At 70.7% G+C, this 11,283-nt stretch carries 8 protein-coding genes and 2 pseudogenes; 4 read left to right on the top strand and 6 right to left on the bottom strand.

The genetic code is table 11. The features are described 5' to 3' along the window. Positions 1-337: 337 nt before the first annotated feature. Positions 338-508: pseudogene (locus BM093_RS38515) on the top strand (IclR family transcriptional regulator); the annotation flags it as partial. Between the two features lie 351 nt (positions 509-859). Here the strand turns inward: BM093_RS38515 and BM093_RS33125 are convergent. The 3 genes from BM093_RS33125 to BM093_RS33115 are packed head-to-tail and all read right to left on the bottom strand — an operon-like array spanning position 860 to position 4,546. Next, positions 860-1,402 carry a putative antibiotic biosynthesis monooxygenase gene (locus BM093_RS33125; protein WP_143105677.1) on the bottom strand — a complete coding sequence of 181 codons (543 nt, stop codon included), beginning with the start codon at positions 1,400-1,402 and terminating at the stop codon, positions 860-862. After that, positions 1,399-3,078 carry a thiamine pyrophosphate-binding protein gene (locus BM093_RS33120; RefSeq protein WP_093356940.1) on the bottom strand — a complete coding sequence of 560 codons (1,680 nt, stop codon included), beginning with the start codon at positions 3,076-3,078 and terminating at the stop codon, positions 1,399-1,401. Before BM093_RS33120 ends, BM093_RS33125 begins: the two co-directional genes overlap by 4 nt. Next, entirely contained in the window at positions 3,071-4,546 is a 1,476-nt protein-coding gene (locus tag BM093_RS33115) for an aldehyde dehydrogenase family protein (RefSeq protein ID WP_093356937.1), read from the bottom strand. The genes BM093_RS33120 and BM093_RS33115 overlap by 8 nt, the downstream gene beginning before the upstream one ends. Positions 4,547-4,725: 179 nt before the next feature. On the opposite strand from BM093_RS33115, the gene BM093_RS33110 reads away from it, so the two are divergent. Beyond that, on the top strand, positions 4,726-6,084 hold the full coding sequence (locus BM093_RS33110) for an SLC13 family permease (RefSeq protein WP_093356934.1): 1,359 nt from the start codon (positions 4,726-4,728) through the stop codon (positions 6,082-6,084). A gap of 19 nt (positions 6,085-6,103) precedes the next feature. Here the strand turns inward: BM093_RS33110 and BM093_RS33105 are convergent, their stop codons facing one another. The 3 genes and pseudogenes from BM093_RS33105 to BM093_RS33095 form a co-directional block, all read right to left on the bottom strand. Continuing rightward, positions 6,104-7,324 carry an MFS transporter gene (locus BM093_RS33105; protein WP_093356929.1) on the bottom strand — a complete coding sequence of 407 codons (1,221 nt, stop codon included), beginning with the start codon at positions 7,322-7,324 and terminating at the stop codon, positions 6,104-6,106. A 113-nt stretch (positions 7,325-7,437) separates the two neighbouring features. Then, a pseudogene (locus BM093_RS33100) lies at positions 7,438-7,614 on the bottom strand (helix-turn-helix domain-containing protein); the annotation flags it as partial. A gap of 508 nt (positions 7,615-8,122) precedes the next feature. Continuing rightward, the gene (locus BM093_RS33095) at positions 8,123-8,668 is read right to left on the bottom strand and encodes an aldo/keto reductase (protein WP_093356921.1); all 546 of its coding nucleotides are present in this window, start codon (positions 8,666-8,668) and stop codon (positions 8,123-8,125) included. A 91-nt stretch (positions 8,669-8,759) separates the two neighbouring features. Between BM093_RS33095 and BM093_RS33090 the strand changes: the two genes are divergently transcribed. Further along, positions 8,760-9,729, top strand: a protein-coding gene (locus BM093_RS33090) for an IS5 family transposase (protein WP_425439224.1) whose coding sequence is annotated in 2 segments (ribosomal slippage) — positions 8,760-9,109 and positions 9,108-9,729 — 972 coding nt in all. Because the reading frame shifts where the segments join, the coding sequence is not laid out codon by codon here. A 164-nt stretch (positions 9,730-9,893) separates the two neighbouring features. Further along, positions 9,894-10,838 (top strand): LysR family transcriptional regulator, encoded by a 945-nt coding sequence (locus BM093_RS33085; RefSeq protein ID WP_093356917.1) that lies wholly within the window; start codon positions 9,894-9,896, stop codon positions 10,836-10,838. Positions 10,839-11,283: the final 445 nt, after the last annotated feature.

The following is an 11,283-nucleotide window of genomic DNA, read 5'->3' as shown; positions in this document are numbered from 1 at the left end:
CTGTTTGACCCGCCTACGGCCGTCCGGGTTCGGTGTGCGGACGCACGCGACCACCTCGTCCTTACCGATGTCGATACCTGCGCACCGCTCGATCAGCGTGTCCATCCGTGGCCTCCTCGCCCCGCTCCCGGACAGGGGTGGGGCCGGCGGGGCCGACCGATCAACGACGCTGTAAGGCGTGCACGAGACAACAATTCGAGGTGCCGGGAAGGCCCCTGGCATCAGTCTCTGACACAGGCTCTCGCGCACCAAGCAAGAACGAGCTCAGCCGACCCCGCACCGATTCTCATCCTTCAAGGCGGCCAGCGGTAGCGGCCATGGGGTCTCTGAAGAGAGCGAACAGGGCGTGTCGTCCGTAGCGGTCGCCTTCGCCCCCAACCGAGCCCCCGCCCGCCTTGCCTTCAACGTGTCGCTCCCGACCTCGCGAATGTCCAGGCAGCAGGAGGGCAAGATCACGGCGGCGTTGCGGGCCGCCGTGGACGAAGCGAGCGCGGTGCTGCACGGCTGACGGTGGTTGAGCGGAGGGTGTCATCGGCTGGTAGAGCCACCTTCTGCAAGAAGGAGTGAACTCCTCAGCTCGGTCCTCGACATCGAGACGATGGCGGAGTGGGGCTGGTGCGTCCCGTCCATCCGCGCTCCGACGCCCAGCTGACCCACATACCAGATCTGGCAGCGTCGTCGGTGGACAGCGCCCCCAGCTCCTCGACGTCGTGCTCGTTGAACGCGGCCCTGTGCGAGATGAGCAGGGCGAGGACTCCCTCCCTGCTGACGGTGTCGACGCTCTGCACGTCCCCATCGTGCAACTTCGACCTTTGTTGAGGTCCAGGTGGTGTGTCCTGTCCGTTCCCACCCTGGTCGGTCAGCGTGGTCGTCCACGCCATGCCGCGAGGAGGGCGGTGAGGAGGGGGAGTGTGCCTAGCACCACGCCCGGGACGAGGACCGCGGTCAGCAGGAGGGTGCGGGCAGCCACCGGCCACTCCTCAAGCAGCGGCATGACGAGGAGGTTCATCAGAAGGGCGATCGGGAACAGTGCGATCCAGATAAGCAGCGTCGTCCGGAGCTTCGACGGCCCCCGTGGGGTCCACTGATGCAGCCCGTCCACCGAGAACGTCCGCGGTTCCCCTTCGGCCAGCGCCGCGACCTCGTCGAGCAGGTGTTTGCGGGCCGGGCTCCGTTCCCAGCGCAGGAGGTCCTCCGCGGAGGCGAACGTCACCCCGACGTGCACCGTCGTCCGCCCGTCGGCGGACTCCTCGCCGATGTGGGTGGCGAGATGGCCGGGCATCGTCGCCGCCGCGCGGCAGAGGTCCTGCGCCCAGTCGGTCAGCGCACCGCCCGGACCGCGTGCGGTCCGGGCGGTCAGCACGCTGACCGGAAGCGGGTCCGGGGCCACCACGGGAGTCACTTCGCCGCGGGTGGGACGAGGCCTGGGGGCAGTCCCTCCATGCGGTCCTGCACCACGTCGATCAGCACCGGGCCGGGATGGGAGAGGGCCTTCTCGAACGCGGCCGGGAGTTCGGCGTCGGAGGTGACCCGGATGCCGAGGGCCCCGGTGATGCGCGCGTACTCGGCGAAGTCCGGGTTGTCGAGGAAGACACCGTGGTAGCGGCCGCCGTGCGCGGTGCGCTGTCGGTCGCGGGTGTTGCCGTAGGCGTAGTTGTTGACGATCACGGTGATCACCGGGATGTCCTCGCGCACGCAGGTCTCGAGATCCTGGGCGACCATCCAGAAGCTGCCGTCTCCGCTGATCGCGACCACGCGGTCGTCCGGTCGGGCCAGCGCCATGCCCATCGCGGCGGGGAAGCCCCAGGCCATCGCGCCGCCTGCCGAGCCGTAGTAGCTGCGCGGCCGGTCGACGCTCACGTGCCGCGCGATCCACGGCCCGAACGTGTGCACGTCCTGTACCAGTGCGACGCCCTCGCAGTTGGCGAGGCGCTGCACGGCGGCGGTCAGCGCGCCCGAGGAGACCACGCCGGTCTGCGGGGCGCCCTCGACCGGCACGCAGACCTCGTCGAACTCCTTGCGCAGCGCGGTCCGCCGCGCCCGGCGGCGTCCGTCCCGGTCCGGGTCGACCCCGTCCAGGGCGGCGGCCAGGGCCGTGGCGGCGGTGGCGGCGTCGGACACGATCCCCACCGTCGGCGGGTACACCCGACCGAGCTCCTCCGGGTCGATGTCGATGTGCACCAGGGCGGCCGACTCGGGGACGAGGGTCCACCGCTTGGTGGTGAACTCCGAGAACCGGCAGCCGAGCGCGACCAGCACGTCCGCCTCGCGGACGAGCCGGTCGGACACCTCGTGCGCCCCGTAGCCCAGCGCCCCGAGGAAGGCGGGGTCCGAGTGGGGTACGGCGCCCTTGCGCAACCACGTCGTCACGACGGGCGCACCGGTCGCCTCGGCCAGCCGCAGCACCGCCTCCGGGTCGCGGGCCCCGCCGCCGACGATGATCGCCGGCCGCTCGGCGTCCGCGAGCAGCCGGGCCGCCTCGGCGACGCCCGCGGGGGCGGGGGCCGGGGCGTGGATCCGCGTACGTGGCCCGGGGGCCGCCGCCGCCGCGGCCTGGAGGACGTCCAGGGGCAGCGAGACGACGACGGGGCCCGGCCTGCCGGACACCGCCGTGCGGACCGCCCGCTGCAGCAGCTCGGGGATGCGGTCCACCTGGTGGATCTCCACGACCCACTTGCAGAAGGGCCGGAACGCCGCGACGACGTCCATCTCCTCGAACGACCGCCGCTCGGTGATGCTGCCGGGCACCTGACCGATCAGGGCGAGCATGGGGATCGACTCGTCGTGCGCGTTCTGTACGGCGATGGACAGGTTCGCCGCCCCCGGGCCACGCGAGGCCAGGCACACCCCCAGGCACACCCCCAGGCTGTCGCCCGCCCGGGAGAAGCCGTCCGCCATGAACCCGGCGACCTGCTCGTGGCGGGTCGACAGATAACGCAGGTGCGGGTTCTGAGCCACGGCGTCGATCAGGTCCATCACCGTGGTGCCGGGCAACCCGAACACGTGGGTGACGCCCTCGGCGACCAGGCAGTCCGCGACCAGGTCGGCGCCGGTGCGCACCTCGGAGAGCTCAGACAAGGACGTTCACCGCCTTGAGCTCGGTGTAGGACAGCAGCTCCTCGATGCTCTCCTCGCGGCCGATGCCCGAGGACTTGGTGCCGCCGAAGGGCATGCCCCAGAAGTGCCGCGACGAGCCGTTGACCCACACGTATCCGGCGTCGAGCCGGTCGGCGAGGGTCACCGCGGTGGACACGTCACGGGTCCAGATACTGCCGGTGAGCCCGAACCGCACGCCGTTGGCGATGCGGACGGCGTCGTCCAGCTCGTCGAAGGTGAGCACCGACATGACCGGCCCGAACACCTCCTCCTGCTCGATGCGCATGCCCGGGCGGACGTCGGTGAGGACGGTCGGCTCCAGGAAGTACCCCTTGTCGAGCCCGGCGGGCCGACCACCACCGTAGGCCACGGTCGCCCCCTCGCCGGTGGCGATGTCGACGTAGGACCGGGCCTTGTCGTACTGGGCTCGGGAGGCGAGCGGGCCCATGCGGGTGGCCGGGTCGACGGGCGAGCCGACCGGGATGGCCGCGACCTGCGCGAGCACATTCGCGAGGACCTGATCAGCGACCGCAGAGTGCAGCAGCACCCGTGACGTCGAGCCGCAGGACTGGCCCTGCGACCAGGCGAAGTTCATGCCGTTGACGATGCCCGTGGCGGCGGCGTCCAGGTCCGCGTCCGGGCAGACGATCAGGGCGTTCTTGCCCCCGAGCTCAAGGCTGATCTCCTTGACGCCCACCTCGGCCGCGTCCCGCTGGATGATCCGGCCGACGCGGTCACTGCCGATGAAGCCGATACGGCGAACCAGCGGGTGCCGCACGAGGGCGCTGGAGGCGGCCGGGCCGTTGCTGGTCACCACCGACAGCACCCCGGGGGGCAGGATGTCGGCGGCCAGCTCGCCGAGGCGCAGCGCCGAGAGCGGGGTGATGTCCGACGGCTTCAGGACGACGGCGTTGCCCGCCATCAGCGGGGCGGCGACCTTCGACACGGCGAAGAAGATCGGGTGGTTGAACGGCACGATCCGGGCGACGACGCCGAACGGCGAGCGTCGGGTGTAGTGCAGGTTCTCCGTGCTCGCCGGGATCGTCGCGCCGCCAGGGTGCGAGGCGAAGTCGGCGAACAGCTCGAGGACCTCGGCGCCCCATTCGACATCGTTGTCCATCGCGGTGACCGGGTTGCCCGAGTCCAGCGCGTCGAGCATCGCGAGCTCGTCGACATGGGCGCGGACGACCTCGGCGAGCGCCCGGAGCCGTCGGCCCCGCTCGCGCACGCCCACCTCACGCCAGGCCGCCGCACCGTCGGCGGCGCTCCGCACCGCCTCGTCCACGTCGGCGGGCGACACGTCGGGCGCCGTGGTAAGGGCGAGCTCCGTCGCCGGACACTCGACCTCGTAGGTACGGCCGGCCTCCGCGGGCCGGAACGACCCGCCAATCGGCAGCGTCCACTCCCGGTCGGCGACCGTGGTGCTCGCCGAGCGAGTCCTCGTCGACATGCACTCCCCTTCCCAAGAAGCTAGCTCTGCTAGGCAGAAGCTATCTCTGTTATGAGGTCGGGTCAACGCGACCGGGTTGACAGCCCTAGTCAATTGACAGAAAGTCTCTCCGCAAGACAGAAAAGCCCCGCCACCGAGCCGCACAGGCGGGGTCTCGCGGGCCGAGTCGAGGGAGACCGGTGTCCATCCATGTCATCGCTGTAGTGGCGCTCGTGCTGATCTTCGTGATCGGCACGTTGCGGCCGGTCAACATCGGAGCGCTCGCCCTGATCGCGACCTTCCTGGTCGGGACCCTGGTCGCGGGGGAGAGCGTCAAGGAAGTACTCGCAGGCTTCCCGCCCGACCTGTTCGTGCTGTTGGTGGGCGTCACCTACCTCTTCGGGCTCGCCGCCGTCAACGGGACCATCGAATGGCTCATCGACCGTGCGGTCGACCTGCTCGGGAATCGCCCGGCAATCGTGCCGTGGATGATCTTCGTGTTCTCCGCCGTCCCGACGACCGCGGGCGCGCTGGGACCTGCGGGCGTGGCCATGCTCGCCCCGCTGTGCCTGCGCTTGGGAGCGCGGTACGGCATCGACCGGCGGATGACCGCGCTGATGGTCATGCACGGCTCCGCCGCGGGCAACTTCTCGCCGCTCAACGGGCTCGCCATCATCGTGCGACAGTCCCTGGCCGCCAACGACCTCTCGATCTCGTCGGCGACGCTGTTCTTCGGCAACCTCGCGTACAACGTCGGCCTCGCCGTCGTCATCTACTTCGCTTTCGGCGGGCTGAAGCTCATCCGTGGCGACCAGCGCACCACCGACGGCGGCGCCGCCGCTCCCCGGGGCCGCGGGATCACCGTCCCGGTGGCGCCCGAGCCCGGTCCGGCGGGGAGCACCGCGCGGACCGGCACGACGGTCGCGGTCGAAGCGCCTGCGCCCACGCCCGCGCGCACTCGGTTGCGTCTCGACCAGGCCATCACACTCGCGGTGATCGTCGCCGTCGCCGTCGGGGCCCTGGTCTTCGAGCTGGAGATCGGCTTCCTGGCGCTGATCGCGGCCGCCCTCCTGCACGCGCTGTTCCCGGCCCGGTTCAAGGAGGCGGACCGGCGGATCGTCTGGAGCGTCGTCCTGCTCATCTGCGGCGTGGTCACCTTCGTCGCGGCCATGCAGCGCTACGGCACCGTGGACGCCATCGGCCACGGGATCGCGGGCCTCGGCGCCCCCCTGCTCACAGCCTTCCTGCTGTGCCTCGTCGCCGCCGTCACCTCGGCGTTCGCGTCGAGCGCGGGACTGCTCGGTGTGCTGATCCCGCTCGCCGTGCCGTTCCTCGTGCAGGGGCAGATCGGCACGGCCGCCATGATCGTGGCACTAACGGTCTCCGCGACCGTGGTGGACTCCACGCCGTTCTCCTCGGTGGGCGCGCTGACCCTGGCGAACGCTCCGGAGGACCAGCGGCAGAGCCTCTTCCGGACCATGCTGGCCTGGGGGATCGGGATGGCGGTGACGGCGCCGATCATCACGTGGCTGCTCTTCATCCTGCCCAGCTCGCTGTAGCGCCGGTCAGCAGCGCCGCTCAACCACGCCGGAGCGCACGGTCGGTGGCGGTCAGGACGAGCAGGCCGACCGCCACCGCCGCACACACCGCCCCGACCACCGCGAGGCCGCCGTCGGTCGCCTGCTCGCCGTAGGCCAGGGCGAGCAGACCGGTCGCGAGCATCGCGCCGACGTACTGCGCGGTCCGCGAGAGGCCCGTCGCCGTCCCGAGGCCTTCCTCGGGGGCCTGGCGGTACACCGTGAGCTGGTTGGTCACCGAGTTCAGGCCCTGCGGCAGGCCGAACAGCACGGGCACGAGGACCACCAGCGGCAGTGCCGCGGTGGCATCCACCACGAGGAGGGCCGCCCCTCCCGCGAGCATCCCGACCGCGCCCACGAGCAGGGGGCCACGGACCCCGCGTGACCGACCGGCGCCGAGGACGAGCACCGCCCCGACACCGGACAGCGCCAGCATGACCGCGCCGCTCGCGGCCGGGGGGAACCCGCGGACCTGTTCGAGCCACTGCGGGTAGCCGAAGAGCACCGCGTAGATCACCGTGAAGGTCAGAACGAACCGCAGGTAGGTGCGAGCGAGCGGGGGATTGCGGGCGATCATCCGGACGTCCAGGACGGTGAGCGGGTCGAGCCGGCCCCACGGGACCGTGGACCACGGCCGGTCCCGGGGCAGGGCGCCGACCGACAGCGCGAGCGTGAGCACGCCGAGCGCGACGTTGACCAGGAAGGTCGCCCGCCATCCGCTCCACTGCACGAGCAGCCCGCCGACCACCGGCCCCAGGGTGAGGGTGAGCAGACTGGTCGTGCTCAGGGCGCGGAGGGCACCCGCAGGCTCGGGGAGGCCGAGTGCCCGGGCCCGGTCCCGGTCCCGGATCACCGTCAGGGCGGAGGGGTAGGCCGCGGCCGTTCCCAGGCCGACCAGCACCCGGGCGGCGAAGAGTACGCCGAAGGAGGTGGCGAGGGCTCCCAGCACCCCGGCCGCGGCGACCAGGACGGCCCCGGCGAGGAACACCCGGCGCGGCCCCATCACGTCGGAGAGCCTGCCCGCCAGCGGCTGGCCGAGCGCGCTGGCCACGTACATCGCGGTCACCAGCCCAAGCGCGACGCCGACGCCGACGCCCAGGTCCCGGGCGATCGAAGTCAGCGCCGGAGCGATCATGGTCGAGTTCACCGGGTTCGCCACAGCGCCGACGCAGAGCGGCACGACGAGCCGGTGGCCGAGGCGTTCGGCGGGCTGACGGGGCATGGGTTTCACTTCGCAGAGGACAGATCTGTTGGACAGAGTACGAGGGGGTCGGGGGCGTCACGGGGCGCGGTGCGCCAGACGGACGGATCACGGCGTCGGAAGGGTGCTGTTGTTCAGCTCGTGAGCGGTGCGCCGTGGGCCCATCGAGGGTGCTCGCGGCGGATCTCGCACACCCGTGTCTCCACCACCGCCGGGGTCTGGCGGGGGCTCGAGTCGGGGCGGCGCGAGCGGTCCACCAGCCCACCGAGGCCGTCGGTGGCGTAGCGGCGCAGCCAGGTGTGCAGGGCCTGTCGGGAGACGCCTTAACGCGGCGGCCACGAGCGCTTTGGGCTCGCCCCGCTTCACGGCCAGCACAGCGCGATAACGATGCTCGACCGTGGTCATGCCTACCAGGGCAATCCCGGCCTCCCGCCACCACCTCTACCGACGGCGACGGCGATCAATGAGGAGGTAGTGGCGGCCGGGGGCAGCGCGCGCACGACGAGCAGCGCCCCGGGGGCAGGTCCGAACGTCAAGCATCAGCTGGACCACAACCTCAAGCAACACCCGGGACTCGACATCCCGTGCCGTCCCGGCCTCACCGAATCCGCCTCTATGAGATCACGGAGCGCCGCCGGCGGCGGTGCGCTCTGCCCGGCACCTTGGCAGCCGTGCCCGGCAGCGCTGCCCAGGAGGGCGCAGAAGCATCGAGAACGCGGCCAGCAGTGCAGGTAGGGCTGCCCGGAGTGGATCGGCAACGCCGGGCGAGCATGCCGCGCGGCCGACCGCAGGCGTGTTGGAGGGGTCCGACGACTGGTACTACATTTCTGGCTCCCACCAGCCGCGTGTGTCGACGTCTGCGGCATCCGCCAACGCTTCCAGTTCTGCGATCTCCGCGTCGGCGAGTTCGATGCCGCGAGCTCGGGTCAACCCGTCGACGTGACTCGCCTTTGTGACCCCGATGATCAGTGTGGCCCCCTTGGCGATGGCCCAGGTGGTGGCGACATTGGCGGCGGACGCACCTCGATCCTCGCCGATTCCCCCATCCGGTCCGTCAGCGCCTGCAGTCGGTGCATGAGGCCGTTGTACACAGCCGCCCGGCTGCCGGCTGCTGCCCTCCGGCATCGGATTGGCCGGGTTGTACCTGCCGGTCAGCGCTCCTTGCTCGAGGACCATGTAGGAGAAGAACCGCACGTCGTGTTCGCGGCAGTAGGCGAGGATGCCCGCACGCTCAGAACCCCGGTGCAGGAGGCTGAAATGGTTCTGGACCGCCTCCACGCCGAAGCCGGCATCGCCAAGGATCCGATCGGCGAGGGCGATCTCATAACCGCGATTGGACACCGATCTTGCAACACCGGTCTTGATCCGCCTGCGAGGACAGGGGCTTGGGCGCTACACCCCGGAGCTAGGGAGTGTCTGACGGATCTTGGTCGAGGTGTCGGCCAAGATGATGCCCGTGGCCGAGCGGCGGGTGTTGTCGGATGAGGCGTGGGCGTGGCTGGAGCCCCGGCTCCCCGATCGCACCCCGCGCCGCGGTGGGCGGTGGCGTGATCACCGGCAGGTGATCGAGGCGATCGCCTGGAAATACCGCACCGGGGCCGCGTGGCGGGAGATCCCCGCCGAGCGGTTCGGGCCCTGGCAGACCGCCTATGAGCGGCAGACTCGCTGGAGCGAGGACGGTACGTGGGCGCGGTTGTTCGCCGCCGCCCAGGCCGACGCCGACGCCCGCGCCGAGCTCGACTGGCTGGTCTCGGCGGACTCCTCGATGGTGCGAGTGCACCAGCACGGCGCCGCGGCACGTCGAATCGGTGGCAACGCCGCGACCGCCCCTGGCCCGGCCTCACCACCTGGCACGCTCACAGGGGGCTCGGTCGAATGACAAGAATTCCCGCTCCGATCACCCCCGACGCCGGGAACGACCCGTCGCCGCGGAACCGTCCGACCATGCGATCGGGCGGTCCCGCGGCGGACTGACCACGAAGGTCCACGCGGTCGTCGACGGGCAGGCGCGACCGCTGGTGCTGCAGCTGACCGCCGGGAATGTCAACGACACCACACAGTTTCCGCAGCTCATGACCGCTATCGCGGTGGCCCGGCCGGGTCGGGGTCGGCCCCGGACCCGTCCGGACTACGTACTAGCGGACAAGGGCTACAGCTCCCGCGCCAACCGGGAGCTGCTGCGTCGGCGCGGCATCGCCCACACCATCCCCGAGCCCGCCGACCAGAAGGCCAACCGGGCCCGCCGCGGCTCACGAGGTGGGCGCCCGGTCGGGTTCGACAAGACCCGATATCGCCGCCGCAACACCGTCGAGCGGGGCTTCTGCCAGCTCAAACACTGGCGCGGACTGGCCACCCGCTACGACCGCAACGCCCGCAACTACCTCGGAGCGCTCCACCTCGCGGCGCTACTCACCTGGCTTCCATGATCGTCCAGACACTCCCTAGCCGCCGAGCAGGCCGCGGCCGAGCAAGAGGTCGTCGATCTCGCTGGAGTCGAGGGCGCTGAGGGCGCTGAGGGCGCAACGCTATGGCGTGCCCGTATCTACGTTCATAGAATAGTTAGAACTCAAGCTATTCAAGTGGAGTGTCAATGGAGCTGCGCCAGCTGCGCTATTTCGTCGAGGTTGTCAACGTGGGGTCCTTCCTCGGCGCCGCCAAGCGCCTGGAGGTGGCCCAGCCCTCGCTGTGGCGCCAGGTCAAGGCACTGGAGGCTGAGCTGGGCGTGGCGCTGTTCGAGCGCTGCGGCCGCGGTGTGGTGATCACCAGCGCAGGGTCCCAACTGCTTCCGCGAGCCGAGCAGCTGCTCGTACAAGCCGAGGGGATCAGAACCCTGAGCACCGAGCTGGCGCGTGGCCGCGCTGGCGTGGTGACGATCGCCTGCGCGCATCCGCACGTGTCGCACTTCCTCGCACCGGTGATCGGCCGGCTGCACCGCGCCCACCCGCTCATCCACGTCGCGCTGCACGAGTTGCCCGGACTGCCGCCGGTGGAGCAGGTACTCACCGGCGACGTCGACTTCGTCACCGCACTCCCCCGCAGCGACGAGAGGCTGGCGGGGCACCGACTGGGGGAAGTTCGCGTCGTCGTAGTCACCCACGAGGACCACCCGTGGCGGCGCCGCCGCGAGGTTCCCGTGTCGGACCTGGCGGGCGTGCCGGTGCTAACCGGTGGGCCCGAAAGCCTGACCCGCCGCCTCCTCGAACCGGCACTGCGCGAGGGCGGCATCGTCCTCGACGTCGCGCTCGAGTCGGGCAACACCACCACACTGGTGGCGATGGCCCGCGCGGGGCTAGGGGTCGCCGTCCTCGCCGACGACAACCTGTCCGAGACCGCCAAGGCCACCGGCTGGCCGATATTGGTTGACGAGCACTCTCCGATGTCCGCCCCCATCTGGATCTACTGGGCTCGCCACCGACATCTGGCTCCGCCGGCACGTGCCTTCGCCCGAGAGGTCACCGATGGCCTCGACAGGCCCGATGTAGGACCGCCCATTGATTCGTCGGCCACACAACTTAATCCCGGGTTCCGCAGCTGACTGACAGCCTGGACACGGAAACCTGCATCTGACCAGGGGATACGCGAGTTGACCGACCGACAGGCGTGTGTCCAGGCGGTCGCATCTGTGCAGGTCAGCGGCTTGTCCGCCGCGCCGGCTCTGGCGGGATCCATCGCCGATGGAGAGCGGAACCTGCGCGCGGAGGCTACGCATGGCGCGGCTCTCCCCGACGGATTTGGACCGCGACGCGCCGTCAACACGTGGGCCGAGTCAACAGCCGTCTTCATGTTCTCGCAGGTCACGGCCGGCCGCGGCGGACGACACCGAGCAAGGGGCCCGCAAGTAGCGCGCCAGCGCGTGTTCGCGGCTTCTCGACGTCCCGGCTGGTCAGTCGTTCGAACAGGCTTCGAACGTGTGTCCAGGGGTTTCGGGGATTCTGAGGCGCCTTCACGGCTCTGAACTGCGGTTATGGCGATGTGCGTGT

The organism is Pseudonocardia ammonioxydans (assembly GCF_900115005.1).
Taxonomy (GTDB): domain Bacteria; phylum Actinomycetota; class Actinomycetes; order Mycobacteriales; family Pseudonocardiaceae; genus Pseudonocardia; species Pseudonocardia ammonioxydans.
Note: the sequence above shows the minus strand (reverse complement) of the source record. Positions and strands in the feature narration are given on the sequence as shown.